The sequence below is a fragment of the Brucella ciceri genome (assembly GCF_041930145.1).
Lineage (GTDB): Bacteria > Pseudomonadota > Alphaproteobacteria > Rhizobiales > Rhizobiaceae > Brucella > Brucella intermedia.
Window position 1 is genome coordinate 506226 of record NZ_JBHEEV010000001.1, and the last position, 17303, is coordinate 523528.

The window sequence follows — 17303 nt, forward strand, 5'->3', positions numbered from 1 at the left end:
CCTTATTCGTTCGTCAGCGACAATTGTCGGCGCAGGCGCATCGTGCGGCTGTCGCCCGGCTGGCGAGGCAACCGGCTGAAGGCATTCAGGTAATTGGTCTTGGTGCGCATGATATGCGCTTCCAGAATTTCCCTCAGTTCCCCGGGCTTATCGGCCTCGGCGAGTTCGATGATGACGGCGTGGTCAGCAAAGGAGCGGGCGGGTTCGCCTTCGGCACCGATTGCCAGATGTGTCCGCAAGGCTGCGACACGTCCCAGAATGCTGTCATAGGCGCGCGCGAGATAACGATTGCCGCAGACCCGGAAGAACGCCAGATGGAACTCGGTGTCACAGCGCCCATAGGCGCGCAGATCGTCGTCGTCTATGGCCGCACGCATGAGATCGTACTGCTTCTTCAATTGTGAAACGAGTTTCTTGCGATTGCAGACCAGCGCCAGGCGCATGGCCTGATCTTCGAGGCCGACGCGAAAATCACACAGTTCGGCTATGTCTTCCTGCGTGGGCGTGAAAACATAGGTGCCGGACTTGGGAACGATGTGGACCAGTTCCTGCATCTGCAAAATGTTGAGCGCCTCGCGCACCGGCGTACGGCTGACATCGAAAGCCGCAGCGAGCATATCTTCGGAGAGGTTTTCACCGAATAGAAACTCCGCATCGACGATCGCACCGCGAATCCGTTCCGCGATGCTGCTTGCCAGCGACTTCTTGCTCTTGCCTCGAATCTCTCTCATGTCCGAATCTTACAGACGCCTTCTTGCGACGTATAGAGCGGTTGAAACCGCACTCGAATTACACTCGTGACGATAACGGGCCTGATCGAAGAACAGGCCCGTCACCCGGATCAGTCCCGTTTGGCTTTCAGGCTCATGCAGAGGAAGAAGCCGATTATCGGGAATATGGACAGGGCCAGCAGCGACAGCGAAAAGCTGTCGGTCGTGGATTTGACCCAGCCGACGAGATAAGGCCCAGTGAAGCCGCCAAGCTGCGCGAAGCCGTTGATGGCGGCAAGTCCGCCTGCGGCAGCCGCGCCCGACAGGAACTGGGTCGGCAGCGTCCAGAACACGCCCAGATAGGACCAGAGGAAGAAGGCGCAGACCGACAGGAGCACGAGGCTCAGGACCGGTGATGGAGACAGCGCACTGGCGGCAAGGAACACGCCGCCGAACAGACCCGCAATCGCCGTATGTATCTTGCGTTCACCGGTACGGTCCGAACTGCGCGAGATCACCACAAGCCCGATGGCTGCGAACACGAACGGAATGGCGGAAATAAGCCCCGTCTGGGCCGCGCTGTAATCGCCAAGGCTCTTGACGATCTGCGGCAGCCACATGATGACGCCATAAACAGCAATGCCGTTGAACATATAGACGAGCGTCAGAAGCCAGACGCGGTAGTCGCTGAAAACTTCCTTCAGCGAATGCCTTGTATCGGGTTGCTTGCCCTGATTTTCCCTGGCAAGTTCAGCCATCAGCCAGGCGCGTTCATCCGGGTTCAGCCAGTGCTTGTCCTTTTCCGGACTATCGACCAGATAGAAGAACGTCACGACGCCGAGGATCACGGCGGGAAGCCCTTCAAGAATGAACATTGCCTGCCAGCCATGCAGGCCGAAAAGCCCCTCGCCGGCATCCATCAGCCAGCCGGAGAATGGCGCGCCGACGACGATGGAAAGTACGGTTGCCGTCATGAACAGCGCCGTTGCGCGGCCGCGTTCCTTGGCCGGGAACCAATAGGTGAGATAAAGCAGAACGCCCGGCGCGAAACCGGCCTCCGCAACGCCCAGCAGGAAGCGCAGGATGTAGAACGAAACCGGCCCCTGCACGAAAGCCATGGCGCAGGACACGAGCCCCCACGTGACCATGATGCGCGCTATCCAGACGCGCGAGCCGAGCTTGTGCAGCATCATGTTGCTCGGCACTTCGAACAGCATGTAGCCGATGAAGAAGATGCCCGCGCCGACGCCGAACATATAGGGTGTCAGGCCGATATCGTTGTTCATGTGAAGCGCGGCATAGCCGATATTCACCCGATCGAGATAGTTGACGATGAAGCAGATGAAGCAGAACAGAACGATCCGCAGATTGAGCTTGCGAATGGTGCTGTCGCGCAGGTCGGGCGTTGCGCCGACCGCGCTCACAGTGGAATTGACCACGATATCCTCCCAGATCTCCGCCCATGTCCCAGCATGAGCGGCATGCAATAATCGTTGCGGAAGCTGTCACGCGGTAGTGCGCGCCTCCCGTTTGGAGCTTCGGCGGAAAGTTGACCGGACCAGTCGGACAGGGTTTCCCGAACGGACAACCCCGCACGGATGCCCATCGGCGCAATTCCGGTCATTGTCGCCTCGCTCCATTGCAATGATTAGCCCGGCAACAATCACTTTACAAGTAGCATACAAAATCTTGTACCTCAGATTGACAGATTGCCGCTCACATGGCTTTTAAAGTCACCGTCGCCATATGGTCGAGTCCCAGGGATTCTCATCGGCGATCCATGAGCGCGCTGCGGCGTTCGTTTTCGAGGAGGAGATAATTCATGACCGCATACAACGCCCCGCCAGCGTTCCCGACCGATTTCTTCGTGGACCGCGTGGTGCTCGTCACCGGCGGCGCATCCGGCATCGGCAAGGCGATTGCCGAAAAGCTCATCCCGCTCAAGGCGCGGGTCGTGCTTTGGGACGTGAACGGCGCGCGCCTTGAGGAAATGGCGGAAAGGCACGGCGAGCAGGTTCTGACGGCCCTTGTGGATGTTTCGGACAAGGCCGCGGTTGACCGCGCAGCGCAAGACATCGGCACCAGATGGGGCGGCATCGACCATCTGGTCAATAATGCAGGCATCATCGGCCAGCGCATGACCGTGAAGGATTTCGATGCGGACGAGCTGGACAGGGTTCTGGCCGTCAACCTGAAAAGCGTGTTCTACGTTTCCAGTGCTTTCCTCAACAATCCGGGAGCCAAGCCGAACAAATCCGTGGTGGGCCTTTCCTCCATCGCCGGGCGCACCGGCGGCATGGTCGGCAACATCGCCTATGCCACGACCAAGGGCGCTATCGCGTCCTATACCTATGCGCTTGCCAAGGAACTCGCGCCGGAAATCCGCGTCAACGCTCTCGCCCCCGGCGTGATCGACACGGAAATCCAGAAAGACGTGTTCGCAGATCCGGCCAACATCGCAAAGATGGCCGACCTCATTCCGCTGAAACGGCTTGGAACCGCCGATGAAGTTGCCGACGCGGCCATCTGGCTGCTGTCGCCGGGCGCGGCCTATATCACCGGCGTCGTGCTTGATGTTTCAGGCGGACGATAGAGCGGTTGCTGTTTTAACAGGATCGCCGGAGCCACTCTCACTATTTGTTTTGTCGCATTATCCAGCGCAAAACCGTTTCTCATTTTTTGCTGGAAATGTTCTAGGAGACGACGATGACACAGGCCAGGGCCCTGAAAAACCTCATCGAAACCGGCCGCATCGTTCAGGCGCCGGGAGCGCCTGATCCGCTGACCGCCCGCCTCGTGCAGCAGGCGGGATTTCCTGCCATCTACATGACCGGGTTCGGCGCGACGGCAAACCGTCTCGGCACGCCCGATCTTGGCCTTCTCACCCAGACCGAGATGACGACCCATGCACGGGATATGACCCGCGTGGTGGATATTCCCGTCATCGCCGATGCGGATACGGGCTATGGAGGCCCGGCCAATATCGTTCGCACGGTGGAGGAATATATCCAGTCCGGTGTGGCAGCCATTCATCTTGAAGACCAGATGGCGCCGAAGCGCTGCGGCCAGCTTGCCGGTATCCGGCTGATCCCGGCGGAAGAAAATGTGCGTCGTCTCAAATGCGCCATCGCGGCGCGGGCCGACAAGGACCTTCTCCTCATCGCCCGCACCGACGCCATGCCTGCGGCCGGAGCGGAAGAAGCCATTCGCCGCGCGAAAATGTATCAGGATACGGGTGTCGATCTTGTTTTCGTCGATGGCATCAAGACCATCGCGGAAATCGAAACCGTCGCCCGGCACGTCGAAGGACCGAAGGTCGTCAGCATTGTCGATGGCAACGAAACCGTGGCCCTGACAGCCGCCAATCTCGAACAGATGGGTTTCAATGTTGTGTTCTATGCGCTGTCCACGCTGTTTTCGGCAGTGAAGGCGGTGAGCGACACGCTGTCGGTGCTGAAACGTGACGGGACGCCGAAGGCCCGCGCGGGCGACATGATTACCTATCAGCAATATTGCGACATCGTTGACCTGAAAAAATTTCAGGATCTCGATGAGGAATATGGCTGGTCATAGCGCGATGAACGAGGCAGGCGACGCCTGCCTCCTCAGGCACTCAGTTTTTTCGCCAGAATGCGGTTGGATGCCCTTTCGACCGTGATTTCATAGTGATCGCTCTGCGTAACATCCGCGATCCTGCTCGGGCGAAAAGCAACAGCATTGATGCCGCCTTGGTGGCGCAGGCTGTCGAACAAAATCCCGAACTCGCCGCCCTTGCGCATTTCCTCGCCGAACTTCTGCGACGCGGCATAATCTGCCGGGTCGTAGACGGCAGGCAGCGCTGCCTGCTCACCACATATATCGACGAAATCCTCTTCCAGCTTGGCAGTATAGACCCGGAAGGTGCGGGCGAGACCGTCCTGCTGTGTCGCAACCGCTTCGCGACGCATGTGATGCGCAACCTCGATGACGGATGTGGTAAGCCGCGCTGCCGCATACCATGCGCCTAGCTCCGGCCCGTTGAAGCGCATGCCGCCTGGCGCGACATGGAGGAAAGTTGCCATGACGATGCTGGAATTGGGCCTGCCGAACACCCACTCCTCGCGGGGAAGGCGCTGCAATCGCTCGGCCAGAAGGCGATCATTCGTCCATCCCGCCAGCTCCATCACCGCTTCCAGATCGGCAGCCGTGGCAACCGTATCGAAGAGGCCGATGGGCGGAAAGCGCGACGGGATCAGGCGATAGCTCGGCTGCGGTGCAGGACTGCGCTTCACGAAAACACCACATCTTCATCGCGATAGGGCTTGAACGCGCGATCCAGTTCATTCGGCTCCATATAAAGCCCGCCGCGCGCCGCATCCAGAAAGCGGCGGACCGTCAGCAACCCGTCCTGAAGCCCGCTCGTCACCAGTTGCAATGGTGGATGTCCGCCAAAGACGCCAGCCTGGTTGGGTGTGTGCAGCCAGCGAATACCGGCCCTTTCATCGGGATAAAGCACCCCCAGCGCCTGATGTATGCCGAGCACTGCGGACAGGCGCATCAGCACATCAACATCGAGCGTGATATCGCGGCGCTCGCGTACCGCCTTCACCCAATTGTAATAGGTCGACCGGGAAGGCAGGCCCAGAACCATCAGTCGCTGCTGTTCGTCCAGCCCCCACAAATCGGCGATGGTCAGGAAGGTGCGGAGGCCCGGCCCGCTCAACCGCTTGCGCGAGTGAGGAGCAAAGCGGGCGGCATCGAGAATATCCGGTCCCTTGCCTATTTTGGTTTCCAGCATTGCCTTGTTTCGCGCCATGATTGCCTCCGATCGTCCAGATCAGAATATAGTCCAAATTTGGACTAATGCAACCTTACGCTGTTTTGCCCGGAGCGAAAGGCTCTATTCGGCGGCGATGAGAGCGGTTTCGGCAGCGATATCCGGCAGCGTATCGAAATGAACGGGACGCAGCGAGACATAGCCGTTGCGGATATCCAGGACGTGCGAATAGACATTCTGGCCGTTTTCCAGCAGCGGCAGCTTGTCCTCATGCATGATGCTGATGACGATGGCCTGCGGGCAGCGCGTCTTCAGCGCCTCATGGAACCGCGTCTTCGCAGCGGGATCGAGCGCCCCGGTCGCTTCATCGAGGAAGATGATCGACGGCTTGTGCAGGAGAATGCGCGCCAGCACGATTTTCTGCTTCTGGCCGCCAGAGAGGATCATGTCCCACGGCGCGCCATCGGCGTCCGCATCGTTCATGCGTTCGATGAATTCGCCCAGTCCCGCCTCGTGCAGGACGGCCGCGACAGCAAGGTCGCTGAAACGGTCTTCATCGGCAGGCAGGGCGACAAGCTGTTTCAGCGTTACGGAAGGGAACTTGGCCTCCTGCGTCGCATAAAGCGAGGTCGCGTTCTGCGGGTAGATGATATCGCCGGTCCCATAGGGCCACAGGCCGTTGAGCGCCTTCATGAATGAAGTTTTGCCGGAACCGGATTCGCCACGCATGTAAACCCAGTCGCCCGCGCGAATATTGATCACGCCGGAGCGCAGGAACGGTGCTTCACTGTCCGGCCCTTGCATAAGCGTGAGATTGCGCACGGACAGTCCGAAGCGCGGATGCTGTTGCGCGAAGGCGAAACGATTGATGCCCGACCGGCTGTAGAACTCCGCAGGCTCCTGAACATTCTCGATGGCCTGCGCGAGACCGGTCACACGGCCCGCATTGGCGCGGAGATTGGCAATCGCAGGCATGACCTGAATGAACCATGAGCAGTCATTGATCATCGCCGCGACAAGTTCAGCGCCGGTTACATAATTACGGAAACTGACGGAGCCGCTCATATAGGGCAGAAGGCCCGGAATATAGGCAACGATGCGGTTCGAGAGAAAGCCATAGGCCTGCGAGAAGGCGAGATAGGCGGCATCGAAGCGGTTGAGCCGGTTCCAAGTGCCGTCGACATCCTTGTACAGACGGTCGTTGACAGAGCGCTGCACTGCCTCACCGCCGGATGCAGAAATCTGGAAACTGCGGCGCAGCAGCGTCGTCCACTCACCACGATAGGAGCCTTCGGCTTTCTGGATGCCGAGATTGAGACGCTCCAGTCGCTTGCCGATCTTGATGGCGACCAGCGTGCCGAGCGGGACATAGACGACGATTGCCGCAAAGGCCAGAACGGCGCTGCCGTAGCTGCCAAGGAAATCCAGCCCCTCCACGTGGGTAGACATCTCGATCAGCTTCTGTCCGATGAAGAAAGCCGACAGGAACACGCCGACAATCCCCATGACGAGGCCAATGGCGCCGCCGGTCATTCCCTTGATCGACTCCTGCAGGCGCTGATCGATGTTGTCGGGCTGGTCCTTGCCCCTGCCCTGCTGCAAATGGAAATGCGTGTGCCTGCCGTTCAACAGCGCGGTGGAGAACTGGTCGTTCAGCCATTTGCGCCATTTGCGATGCAGCGTGGTGGACAGGAAATGGCGGGAGCCGACCAGCATCACGTCCTTTGCCAGCATCAGCAGAACAAGAATGCCCGCATTGGCGGCTATCGTCATGAGAGGGTGCTGCACAGGCGCAGTGTTGACATTGACGATGGAATTCATGAGGAGGCCCGAAGCCTCGGCCACCCACACGGTAGTCTTGCTCACGAAAGCCGTCATCAGAAAGATCGCGAGAGTAAGAACCCAGGCTTCCTTCCAGCGATCGGAGATCCAGTAGGCGCGCATCAGCCCCCAGAACGACGTCATGTCGGCTACGGCAGACCTCTCCCTTGCCTGCAAGGTTAGCTGTCTGGTCTGCCGCTTTTTGTCCAATCCACACCTCGTTCTGAAAACAGGATGATAACGCTTTGTAACATATTGCAACAAACTGTGGTTAACGGAATGTTAATAGTCAACACAAAAGCGGAGCACCTCATCGTGAACACGCGGGCGCGCCACAGCAACAAGCTGAAATCGTTAAGCTATCGGAAACCAAAATAATTTCGGAAAAGCGCCCGTCTCGCCCCGGAAATCCGGCATTTCCGAGGGATCACCGCTGATGATTCGACAGACGCGCCTATTGCGCCGCGAGATAGGCCTGCAGGCGCGGCACGACATAATCAAGGAAAACGCGGACCCGTTGCGGCAGCCGGGCGCCGCCCAGAAACACCGCGTGAACTTCCTCCGTGTCGTTCTCCACAGCCTCCGAGAGAACTTCCACCAATGCGCCGGAAGCAAGGTCGTTCCGCGCGTGATAGTCGCCGATCCGGGCGAGCCCCAAACCTGCGACCGCCATGCGCCGGACCGTTTCCCCGTTATTGGCCAACAGAGAACCATAGACCGCACGATCCACGATGCGGCCGCTTTCCTTCAGCGGCCAGACGGGCGCGGCGCGGCGAAAATTGAAACCGATGCAATTGTGCTCGGCAAGATCATCGACAGTCATGGGCGTGCCGCGGCGCTCCAGATAGGCGGGAGCCGCCACGATCTTGCGCCGGGCCGTGCCGAGCTTGCGCGCCATCATGCTGGAATTGGGCAGGGTGCCGATGCGGAAAGCCACATCGGTGCGGTCGAGATAAAGGTCGACCAGTTCGTCCGACAGGGAGAGGTCGATGACGATATTCGGATAAGCCGCGAGAAATTCCGGCAATAGCGGCTCCAGCGCCAGCGTACCCAGCGCCACCGAAGCATTGACGCGCACCGTTCCGCCGGTGCTTGCCGAACCCTGGGAAAGCTCGCGTTCGACCTCCTCGAAATCGCGCAGCAATCCCTGGCTGCGTTCGTAGTAAATCTGCCCCTCGCTCGTCAGCGACAGGCGTCGGGACGAACGTTCCAGAAGCCGCACGCTGAGCCGCGCCTCGATACGGGATATGAGCTTGCTGATGGTCGAAGGGTTCATGCGCAGGAGCCGGGCGGCCTCCGAGAAACTGCCTGCTTCCACGACCCGCATAAAAACCTGCATTTCGCCGATGCGATTGTCCATCGCCCGCTCCATCTGTGAAATCGTTTCACAGATAATGTGGATTCCGAGCGGATTTTCAAGCCCGCGCGATTGTCCTATCTGTGCAGCCGAGATCAGACCTGACCGAAAGCTGACTGGTACAAGGCTCTGAAAATTCATGGCCCGAAGCATGAGCCTCCCAAGCTCGCGCAACCGACGCGATACGCCGAAGGCCAACCGACAGGAGATGACATGAAAATCGTGAACGCACATGGCGCGGCCATACCCGCGCTCGGCTTCGGCGTTTTCCGCATGACGGATGCCGAAGTGGAAAGCGTTGTCCCGGCGGCGCTGGAAGCCGGCTTCCGCCATTTCGATACGGCGCAGATCTACCAGAACGAAGCGGCCCTCGGTCGTGCACTGGAAAAAGCGGGCGCACGGCGCGAAGACCTGTTCCTGACCACGAAAGTCTGGGTGGACAATTACAGCCCGGAAAAATTCGGCGCGTCCGTCGATGAGAGTCTCGACAAGCTGAAGGTCGATCAGGTTGACCTCCTGCTTCTGCACTGGCCCGCCGACAAGGTGGCTATCGCCGATCAGATCGACATGCTGAACGCGGTGCAGGCGGCAGGCAGGACACGCTTCATCGGCGTGAGCAACCAGAATGTCGCCCAGATGCGCCAATCCATCGAACGCAGTGCCGCACCCATCGTCACCAACCAGATCGAGGCACACCCCTATCTCGACCAGAATGCCGTGGCCGATGCCGCAAAAGCCGCAGGCGTTGCCATCACCGCCTATTACGGCATGGCAGACGGCGCAGTGCCGCGCGATCCCGCCCTGCAGGCCATCGGCGCCCGATCCGGCAAGACAGCCGCTCAGGTAGGCCTGCGCTGGCTGATCGAACGCGGCTTCATCGCGCTTTCCAAGACGGCCAAGCCTGAACGTGTCGCTGAAAATTTCGACATATTCGACTTTGATCTCAGCGCTGAAGACATGACGGCGATTTCCAAACTCGCCCGCCCCGATGGACGACTGGTCAGCCCTGCCGGACTGGCGCCCGTCTGGGACAATTGAAGAAATAACGGAGAATTTCAGATGAGTGCTGCAAATGCACAGGAAAGCGCAACGAACACGGCCGGTTTCAACTGGCCGCTTCTGGCGCTTGCAATCGGTGCCTTCGGTATTGGCACCACGGAATTTGCGCCCATGGGCCTGCTGCCGGTTATTGCCGATGGCGTCGACGTTTCCATTCCGACGGCGGGCCTTCTGGTCAGCGCCTATGCCATCGGCGTCATGGTCGGCGCACCGATCATGACGCTTGCCTTCGGGCGCTTTGGAAAGCGCACGGCGCTGATGCTCCTGATGGGCATCTTCACGGTTGGCAATATCCTTTCCGCCCTTGCGCCGGATTACTGGACGCTGCTTGCAGCGCGTCTGGTAACAAGCCTCAATCACGGCGCATTCTTCGGCCTCGGCTCCATTGTTGCAGCCAGCGTCGTGCCGCCTGAAAAGCGGGCGAGCGCCGTTGCCACCATGTTCATGGGCCTGACGATAGCCAATATCGGGGGCGTCCCGGCTGCAACCTGGATCGGCCAGCAGATCGGCTGGCGCATGTCGTTCGCCGGCACTGCCGTTCTGGGCCTGCTGGCCATCTCGGCACTCTGGCTTTCGCTGCCGCGTGGTGAAGCAGGCAAGATGCCCGACATTCGCCGCGAGCTTGGCGTGCTGATGCGCCCGACCGTGCTGATGTCGCTCGCGACCACCGTCATGGGTGCTGGCGCCATGTTCACGCTCTACACCTATGTAGCGCCTGTACTGGCCGACCGCACCGGCGCTTCGGAAGGTTTCGTGACGCTGGCGCTCATCCTCATCGGCGTGGGCTTCACGATTGGCAACGCGCTCGGCGGACGCCTTGCCGACTGGTCGCTCAATGGTGCGACGCGGATATTCCTTGCAGCACTTGCCATCATCAGCCTGGCATTGCCGCTGCTGCTGGGCAGCCATATCGGCGCTGCAATCGGCCTCCTCGCCTGGGGTGCTGCGGCCTTCGCCATCGTTCCCCCGGTTCAGACCCGCGTGATGCAGGCCGCATCGGAAGCGCCGGGGCTGGCATCGTCGATCAACATTGGCGCGTTCAACCTCGGCAATGCGGTGGGCGCGGCCCTTGGCGGCGGCGTGATCAGCGCAGGCTATGGCTATGCGGCCATTCCGGTCGCAGGCGGCCTGCTGGCGGCAGCCGGACTGCTGTTCACGCTCTCGCGCCGTCCGAAAGCGGCGCTGGCTCCATCGGCCTGCTAATCCAGCGTCCGCCGGAACCTTAACAGCGCCAGCGACGCAAACAGCACCACGAAGAACAAGAGGGCGTTCACCTCTCCGGCAATGTCGGAAAGGTGGGCGCCCTTCAGCATGACGGCGCGGACGATACGCAGGAAATGCGTGAGGGGAAAGATCTCCCCCAACGCCTGCGCCCAATCGGGCATACCCCGAAACGGGAACATGAAGCCGGACAGCATCAGCGAAGGCAGGAAGAAGAAGAAGGTAAGCTGCATGGCCTGCATCTGCGTGCGCGATGCTGTGGAAATCGTATAGCCGAGCAGGACGAGCGACAGGACGAAGATCAGGACACAGGTCAGCAGAAGCGCCAGCGATCCCACGAAGGGCACACCGAACAAAAGCTTGGCTGCGGCCAGCACCACCACGACCTGCACACCGCCGACGGCCAGAAACGGCAGCACCTTGCCCAGCATGATTTCGGCGGGCGTGGCGGGCATTGCGAGCAGGTTTTCCATCGTGCCGCGCTCGGTTTCGCGGGTCAGCGCCATGGCGGTCATCATCACCATGGTCATTTGCAGGATCACCCCCAGCAGGCCGGGAACGATATTGTATTGCGAAACGCCTTCCGGGTTATAGCGGCGGTGCACGACGACCTGTAGCTGCCCCCGCGCTGCATCGGCGGCTTCGGCTTGCTTGCCCTGTTCACGCAAAAGCGCCTGACCGGCGACGGTTCCGAGCGTGGAAATCGCACCGCTTGCCACCGACGGATCGGTCGCGTCAGCCTCGATCAGGATCTGCGGCTGCTCGCCCGCATCGACCCGCCTTGCAAAATCCGACGGGATCGTCACCACGAAGGAAACCGCGCCGCTGGCTATCAGCGCTTCCGCTTCGGCCGCACTCTGCACAACATGGTCGAAGCGATAGTAGCCCGTTGTTTCCAGAGCGGAAATCATGGCCCGCGTATAATGGTCCTGGCTTGTCACCACCAGAGCGCTCGGCAGGCTCTTCGGATCGTTGTTGATGGCAAAGCCGAAAAGCAGGAGCTGCATCAGCGGAACGACCAGCATCATGGCGAAGGTGATGCGGTCACGCCGCATCTGGATGAATTCCTTCACCAGCATCGCGCCAAGCCGCTCGAAGGAGAACCAGCCGTTCATTGCTCACCGCTCCGGGACGCCCTGTCTTTCGACATATTGTCCTGCGCATTGGCCATGAACTGGATGAACACATCTTCAAGGCTGGTTTCGCCCGCCTCGACGCTAATGCCCTCACGATGCCTGATCTTTTCCAGAGCCGCCTCGAGCTTCGCCCTGTCGGACCCTACGACATGCAGCGTCGCACCGAAAGGCGCAACCTGCTCGACACCCGGTTCGCCAGCCAGTTCGCGTGCCACGTCTCCAAGCCGGGGACCGTTGACGATAAAGGTCGTCAGCCCCGCCTTATCGATGACATCGCGGACCGTTCCCGTCGCCAACAGCTTGCCATAAGAAATATAGCTGATGCGGTGGCAGCGCTCGGCTTCGTCCATATAGTGGGTTGAAACAAGCACGGTCAGCCCGCCATCGGCCAGACGATGTATCTCGTCCCAGAAATCGCGCCGCGCCTTCGGATCGACACCGGCGGTCGGCTCATCCAGCAGCAGAAGCTTCGGCTTGTGCATGATGCAGGCGGCCAGCGCGAGCCGTTGTTTCCAGCCGCCGGAAAGCGTGCCCGCCAGCTGGTTTCCGCGTGATGTCAGGCCCAGTTCCTCAAGTGTCCGCGCCACATGGTCCTTCACCGGCTTCAACCGGTAGAGCCGCGCGACAAATTCGAGATTTTCGGCGATGGTCAGGTCTTCGTAGAAGGAAAAGCGCTGCGTCATGTAGCCGACTTCACGCTTGATCTTCAGTCCTTCCGTCCGAAGATCGAAGCCAAGCACCTGACCCTCCCCCTCGTCGGGCGTCAGCAACCCGCACATCATGCGGATGGTTGTGGTCTTTCCAGAACCGTTTGGCCCGAGAAAGCCGACAATCTCCCCCTCAGCCACCGACATGCTCACATGATCGACGACGGTAGCGTCGCCGAAACGCTTGACGAGACCTTTGACATCGATGGCGTTCGACATTGCCGCCTCCGCTTACCGGGGGGCCAGATCGACGTCCACGATCTGGCCGGGCTGGAGAGGCGACGCGGGATCGACGGGATGCGCCTCGACCAGATATACAAGCTTCTGGCGCGTTTCGAGCGAGTAGATCACCGGCGGCGTGAATTCCGGGTCGGGCGAAACATAGCTGACGCGAGCCTGCAAACCCGGAGCGCAGCCATCGCAGCGCACCGACAGCATATCGCCAACCCGTATCGCGGAAAACTTGTCCTCCGGTATGTAGACCTTCAGCTTTACCGCACCGTCGGGCAGCATGGTCAAAACCGGTGCGGACGGACCGGCAATATCGCCTGGATTGCGAATGACGTCGGTGATCCGCCCAGCCGCCGGGGCCTCGATCGTCCGCTTGGCCAGATGCCAGCGGGCGGAATCAAGCTGCGCTTCGGCACTTCTGACCGCATTTTCCGCCGCCTTGATCGTTTCCGGACGGGCGGGCAAGCGACCCACTGCAAGATTGGCCGTCGCCTGATTGATCGACGCTTCGGCCACCTCGACCTTGGTGGCGGCATCATCGAGCTGCGCCTGCGTCATCACCCCGCGCTTCGTCAGATCCTGCGTGCGCAACAGCGTCCGCCGGGCATCGTCGGCCTGTGCTTTGGCGGTCCTGACCGCCGCTTCGAGAACGGCGATTTCGTCGGGGCGCTTGCCGACCTGCAAATCCGCCAGTTGGGCGCGTGCCTGGGCCAGTGCCGCCTCGGCCTGCGCGACAGCGATCTTTGCGTCCGCGTCCTCCGTCTGTGCAATCGGCTTGCCCGGTTCGACACGGTCACCACGCCTGACGGCCACGGACTGAACCTGCGCCACTTCCAGCGGGGCAAGCTGCACGAACTCGCCCTCGACATAGCCGACAGCCAGAGGCTGTGCGCTGCATGCGGCGAAAAGATAGGACGCAAAAGGGAGAACACAGAGAAGGCTCATGACGACACCTCGCCGTTTTTCGCAGCGTCCTTCGCCGCAAGGATGGCCATCAGGTTCTGCCGCACAACTGCCGCCACCGCCCCGGCCTCTTCCGCACCCATCGCGGACCAGCCCATGCGCCGTTTCACCGCCTCGCGGCCAATACGGAAATAGATGACCTGCCCGAGCAGGGTGAAGATGAGAAGCCGCGTGCCTTCGCTTTCGGCGGGCTCGCCCGTTGCGACTTCCCAGATGGCACAGAGCCTTTTATGGGTCGGCTCGAATACGCCGGAATAGATGCGATCAAGCGCGGCCGTCGGATGCGCAAGCTCGCGAAGAAGAAACTGGACGATCTCGCCGGATTCCGGCTGCGCCACGATGAACTGCGCCATGCGCTCCACCGCCAGGGCAAGCATTTGCCGCGCTTCTTCCCTGGTCCCGGCGGAGGCGCCAATCACCCCGTAATGACCGAGAGCCTGACCGGCCACCCCCTGTATCGTCTCCACGATATAGTCCGCCGCCGCCAAACGAAGCCCTTCCTTGCCGCCGAAATGATAGGCGATGGAACCGATATTCGCCTTGGCCAGCGCAGCAATCTCGCGCGTAGACGTGGCATCGAAGCCCTTCGACCCGAAAAGCTGCAATGCCGCATGGATAAGCGCGGCGCGCGTCTGTTCGACCGACGGCTGCGGTTGCTCCTGCCCGATATTCTTCGATCTGCTCATATACCGATTTAATCAATCGATTGATTAAATGTCAAGCGATGCGAACAACGGAAGCCTGTTCGGGGGCCTGAGCTTCCGTTGTTCGCTGCGGCAAGCGGCGGAATAAAACCCGCCGCCGCCAGCCGGGTGGGACTTGGAGCAGTTCCATTTCACAAGGAACCGTGGCACCGCTACGCACTTTTGCTGGAAATGCTGTAGTTCAAACGCGGCCGTGTCAGCCGCGTATCCCGACATGCCGACCGACGGCAATCGGTGTCGGCATCTCCTGATGGGAATGGAACAACCGCTCAAGGGCTTCCCGGATGCCGGGCTTTGCCGCCACCGCTTTGCCCGCCTTGCTGTCGACATGCAGCAGCATCTGTTCCGCACTGGCAATTTCCGCATCGCCTCGCCGCAGGCTGTGAAAGACATGGGCGCGCTTCTCGTCGAAGGAAAGCAATTGCGTTTCGACATGCAACTCGTCGCCCGCCTTCGCCTCGCCGCGATGCATGATATGGGTTTCGACCGTATAGTAGCTGTGACCGGATTTCAGATAGGCGTCATCTACGCCGATATGCGCCAGAAACCTGTCCGTCGCCTGCCCGAACACGTCCAGATAACGATGCTCGGTCATGTGTCCGTTATAGTCGATCCATTCGGGGATCACACGTGCATCGAGAAGCCGAAGCGGGCCGGAACCCGCATCGGGGCGGTCCGCCGCCGTCTCAAGCCGCGCGGTATAGTTGTTGAGAAGCGCGCCCGCCCCCCAGCCCTTGCCCTGCTGCTGTTGCGACAGAGCCCGGATGATCGCAACAAGGTTTTCGTCGCGAATCCGCTCCAGATCGCGGATGGAAAGCCCTTCATTCTGCGCGTCCGACTGATCGGCGATGCGGTCAATCAGGCTGTCATCGAGGTCGGGCACATCCGTCAGTTTCGTCCATGGCCATTGCAGCGCAGGACCAAATTGCGCGAGGAAGTGCCGCATGCCTGCCGGGCCGCCGGCAATACGATAGGTCTGGAAAAGCCCCATCTGCGCCCAGCGAAGCCCGAAGGAATAGCGGATGATGTCGTCAATCTGCTCCACCGTGGCGATACCGTCGCGCACGAGCCACAGGGCCTCGCGCCACAGCGCTTCCAGAAGCCGGTCTCCGACGAAAGCGTCGATTTCCTTTTCGAGCACGACCGGCTCCATGCCGGTCTGGCGATAGAGTGCGGAAGCCCTTTCAATCGTTGCCGCCGCGGTCTTTTCGCCGGGAACGAGTTCCACCAGCGGCAGCAGGTAAACGGGGTTGTAAGGGTGGGCAATCAGCAGGCGCCCGGGATGCCGCAACCCGGCCTGCAACTTGCTCGGCAGGAAGCCGGAAGTGGATGACGCGATCAACGCATCGTCTGAACAGGCGGCCTCGATCTCGGCCATTACGGCAAGCTTCAGGTCGAGGCGCTCGGGCACACTTTCCTGAATGAGCACGGCCCCTTCAACCGCCTCCGCCAGCGAAGCGGAAATGGACAGCCGCCCCTCCTGCGGAAGGTGCACGGTTGTCAGCGCCGCCAGCGCCTTGCGCGCATTGTCGAGAATATGTTCGGTCGTCGCCCTGGCGTCCGGCGACGGATCGTAGACGGCAACATCGAAACCGTTGAGCAGAAAGCGTGCGGCCCAGCCGCTGCCGATGACACCGCTGCCGATACAGGCGATCTTGGGAGGATGGCTGTTCATGGATATCACCAGCGCTTCGTAAGCTTGAGTTTTTCGCGGACTTCGGCAGGCGTCAGGACCCTGGTTCCCATATTGACGGCGATGGCCTTGGCCCGTTCGACCAGATCGCCATTGGACGCCAGAACGCCCTTGTCGAGCCAGATATTGTCTTCCAGTCCGACCCGGATATTGCCGCCTGCCAGCACGGCAAGCGCTGCATAGGGCAACTGATTGCGGCCAATGGAGAATGCCGAGAAAATCCAGTTGTCCGGCAGGTTGTGGAGGATCGAAACCAGCGTCGCCAGATCATCGGGCGCGCCCCACGGGATGCCCATGCACAATTGCACCAGAACCGGATCGTCAAGCAGGCCCTGCTGCTGCAGCCATTGGGCAAGCGGCAGATGGCCGGTATCGAAGATCTCGATCTCCGGGCGCACGCCGAGCCGCTGTATCTGCGCGGCCATTTCCTTGAGCATGGCGGGCGTGTTGGTCATCACATAATCGCCCTCGCCGAAATTCATCGTGCCGCAGTCGAGCGTGCAGATTTCCGGCAGGAGTTCAGCGACATGGGCGAGCCGCTCCGTCGCGCCCGCCATGTCGGTCTTGGCGGCATCCGGCGGCAATGGCGCTTCGGAGGAGCCCAGAACCAGATCGCCGCCAACGCCTGCGGTCAGGTTCAGCACGATATCGACACCGGATGCCCGGATGTGATCCACCACCTCGCGGAACAGTTCCAGCTTGCGCGACGGTTCGCCCGTCTCGGGGTCGCGAACATGGATATGCGCGACGGCGGCGCCCGCCTCGGCACTTTCGATGGCCGCGTCCGCGATCTGGCGCGGCGTGACCGGCACCTTGTTCGAGCGATGCGTGGTGGCTCCGGCGCCGGTGACGGCAGCGGTGATGAATATTTCGCGGGCAGGCTTTAAAGGCATGTTCGTTTCCCTCAATTTTCACTGAGCTTGACAGGTCCCGAAATGCCGGGAT

General features: G+C 60.7%; 16 protein-coding genes. 4 read left to right on the forward strand and 12 right to left on the reverse strand.

The genetic code is table 11. The features are described 5' to 3' along the window. Nucleotides 1-2: 2 nt before the first annotated feature. Together JNC63_RS02295 and JNC63_RS02300 are read right to left on the reverse strand one after the other, a co-directional pair. On the reverse strand, nucleotides 3-731 hold the full coding sequence (locus JNC63_RS02295) for a GntR family transcriptional regulator (RefSeq protein WP_006468413.1): 729 nt from the start codon (nucleotides 729-731) through the stop codon (nucleotides 3-5). Nucleotides 732-841: 110 nt separating this feature from the next. Then, nucleotides 842-2149, reverse strand: a complete 1308-nt coding sequence (locus tag JNC63_RS02300) for an MFS transporter (RefSeq protein ID WP_006472460.1) — start codon at nucleotides 2147-2149, stop codon at nucleotides 842-844. A gap of 383 nt (nucleotides 2150-2532) precedes the next feature. On the opposite strand from JNC63_RS02300, the gene JNC63_RS02305 reads away from it, so the two are divergent. Next, nucleotides 2533-3303 carry an SDR family NAD(P)-dependent oxidoreductase gene (locus JNC63_RS02305; RefSeq protein ID WP_006468411.1) on the forward strand — a complete coding sequence of 257 codons (771 nt, stop codon included), beginning with the start codon at nucleotides 2533-2535 and terminating at the stop codon, nucleotides 3301-3303. 113 nt (nucleotides 3304-3416) lie between these two features. Next, nucleotides 3417-4283, forward strand: coding sequence for an isocitrate lyase/PEP mutase family protein (locus JNC63_RS02310; RefSeq protein ID WP_006468410.1), 867 nt, complete (start codon nucleotides 3417-3419; stop codon nucleotides 4281-4283). A gap of 32 nt (nucleotides 4284-4315) precedes the next feature. On the opposite strand, the gene JNC63_RS02315 is transcribed toward JNC63_RS02310, so the two are convergent. The 4 genes from JNC63_RS02315 to JNC63_RS02330 form a co-directional block, all read right to left on the reverse strand. After that, nucleotides 4316-4981 carry an RES family NAD+ phosphorylase gene (locus JNC63_RS02315; protein WP_006468409.1) on the reverse strand — a complete coding sequence of 222 codons (666 nt, stop codon included), beginning with the start codon at nucleotides 4979-4981 and terminating at the stop codon, nucleotides 4316-4318. Beyond that, on the reverse strand, nucleotides 4978-5505 hold the full coding sequence (locus JNC63_RS02320; RefSeq protein WP_006468408.1) for an MbcA/ParS/Xre antitoxin family protein: 528 nt from the start codon (nucleotides 5503-5505) through the stop codon (nucleotides 4978-4980). The genes JNC63_RS02315 and JNC63_RS02320 overlap by 4 nt, the downstream gene beginning before the upstream one ends. Nucleotides 5506-5589: 84 nt before the next feature. After that, on the reverse strand, nucleotides 5590-7497 hold the full coding sequence (locus JNC63_RS02325; protein WP_006472459.1) for an ABC transporter ATP-binding protein/permease: 1908 nt from the start codon (nucleotides 7495-7497) through the stop codon (nucleotides 5590-5592). A gap of 244 nt (nucleotides 7498-7741) precedes the next feature. Beyond that, the gene (locus JNC63_RS02330; RefSeq protein ID WP_006472458.1) at nucleotides 7742-8647 is read right to left on the reverse strand and encodes a LysR family transcriptional regulator; all 906 of its coding nucleotides are present in this window, start codon (nucleotides 8645-8647) and stop codon (nucleotides 7742-7744) included. 210 nt (nucleotides 8648-8857) lie between these two features. On the opposite strand from JNC63_RS02330, the gene JNC63_RS02335 reads away from it, so the two are divergent. Together JNC63_RS02335 and JNC63_RS02340 are read left to right on the forward strand one after the other, a co-directional pair. Further along, nucleotides 8858-9682, forward strand: coding sequence for an aldo/keto reductase (locus JNC63_RS02335; RefSeq protein ID WP_374846106.1), 825 nt, complete (start codon nucleotides 8858-8860; stop codon nucleotides 9680-9682). Between the two features lie 21 nt (nucleotides 9683-9703). Continuing rightward, entirely contained in the window at nucleotides 9704-10906 is a 1203-nt protein-coding gene (locus JNC63_RS02340) for an MFS transporter (RefSeq protein ID WP_006468404.1), read from the forward strand. On the opposite strand, the gene JNC63_RS02345 is transcribed toward JNC63_RS02340, so the two are convergent. The 6 genes from JNC63_RS02345 to JNC63_RS02370 all read right to left on the reverse strand — a co-directional run bounded on the left by JNC63_RS02345 (nucleotide 10903) and on the right by JNC63_RS02370 (nucleotide 17251). Beyond that, nucleotides 10903-12039 (reverse strand): ABC transporter permease, encoded by a 1137-nt coding sequence (locus JNC63_RS02345; protein WP_006468403.1) that lies wholly within the window; start codon nucleotides 12037-12039, stop codon nucleotides 10903-10905. The genes JNC63_RS02340 and JNC63_RS02345 overlap by 4 nt on opposite strands. Further along, entirely contained in the window at nucleotides 12036-12986 is a 951-nt protein-coding gene (locus JNC63_RS02350; RefSeq protein WP_006468402.1) for an ABC transporter ATP-binding protein, read from the reverse strand. The genes JNC63_RS02345 and JNC63_RS02350 overlap by 4 nt, the downstream gene beginning before the upstream one ends. Before the next feature lie 12 nt (nucleotides 12987-12998). Further along, nucleotides 12999-13943, reverse strand: a complete 945-nt coding sequence (locus JNC63_RS02355) for an HlyD family secretion protein (RefSeq protein WP_006468401.1) — start codon at nucleotides 13941-13943, stop codon at nucleotides 12999-13001. Next, nucleotides 13940-14647, reverse strand: coding sequence for a DUF1956 domain-containing protein (locus tag JNC63_RS02360; RefSeq protein WP_006468400.1), 708 nt, complete (start codon nucleotides 14645-14647; stop codon nucleotides 13940-13942). The genes JNC63_RS02355 and JNC63_RS02360 overlap by 4 nt, the downstream gene beginning before the upstream one ends. Before the next feature lie 214 nt (nucleotides 14648-14861). Then, nucleotides 14862-16340: a carnitine 3-dehydrogenase gene (locus JNC63_RS02365; RefSeq protein WP_006472457.1), complete on the reverse strand. Its 1479-nt coding sequence runs from the start codon at nucleotides 16338-16340 to the stop codon at nucleotides 14862-14864. Nucleotides 16341-16345: 5 nt separating this feature from the next. Then, nucleotides 16346-17251, reverse strand: coding sequence for a beta-keto acid cleavage family enzyme (locus JNC63_RS02370; RefSeq protein ID WP_006468396.1), 906 nt, complete (start codon nucleotides 17249-17251; stop codon nucleotides 16346-16348). Between the last annotated feature and the right edge of the window lie 52 nt (nucleotides 17252-17303).

Bases quoted from the DNA above. Each gene is read 5' to 3' on its own strand.
- JNC63_RS02350 (WP_006468402.1), bottom strand. From the start codon at position 12,986: ATGTCGAACGCCATCGATGTCAAAGGTCTCGTCAAGCGTTTCGGCGAC.
- JNC63_RS02320 (WP_006468408.1), bottom strand. From the start codon at position 5,505: ATGGCGCGAAACAAGGCAATGCTGGAAACCAAAATAGGCAAGGGACCG.
- JNC63_RS02330 (WP_006472458.1), bottom strand. From the start codon at position 8,647: ATGGACAATCGCATCGGCGAAATGCAGGTTTTTATGCGGGTCGTGGAA.
- JNC63_RS02365 (WP_006472457.1), bottom strand. From the start codon at position 16,340: ATGAACAGCCATCCTCCCAAGATCGCCTGTATCGGCAGCGGTGTCATC.
- JNC63_RS02355 (WP_006468401.1), bottom strand. From the start codon at position 13,943: ATGAGCCTTCTCTGTGTTCTCCCTTTTGCGTCCTATCTTTTCGCCGCA.
- JNC63_RS02370 (WP_006468396.1), bottom strand. From the start codon at position 17,251: ATGCCTTTAAAGCCTGCCCGCGAAATATTCATCACCGCTGCCGTCACC.
- JNC63_RS02295 (WP_006468413.1), bottom strand. From the start codon at position 731: ATGAGAGAGATTCGAGGCAAGAGCAAGAAGTCGCTGGCAAGCAGCATC.
- JNC63_RS02310 (WP_006468410.1), top strand. From the start codon at position 3,417: ATGACACAGGCCAGGGCCCTGAAAAACCTCATCGAAACCGGCCGCATC.
- JNC63_RS02305 (WP_006468411.1), top strand. From the start codon at position 2,533: ATGACCGCATACAACGCCCCGCCAGCGTTCCCGACCGATTTCTTCGTG.
- JNC63_RS02340 (WP_006468404.1), top strand. From the start codon at position 9,704: ATGAGTGCTGCAAATGCACAGGAAAGCGCAACGAACACGGCCGGTTTC.
- JNC63_RS02360 (WP_006468400.1), bottom strand. From the start codon at position 14,647: ATGAGCAGATCGAAGAATATCGGGCAGGAGCAACCGCAGCCGTCGGTC.
- JNC63_RS02345 (WP_006468403.1), bottom strand. From the start codon at position 12,039: ATGAACGGCTGGTTCTCCTTCGAGCGGCTTGGCGCGATGCTGGTGAAG.
- JNC63_RS02335 (WP_374846106.1), top strand. From the start codon at position 8,858: ATGAAAATCGTGAACGCACATGGCGCGGCCATACCCGCGCTCGGCTTC.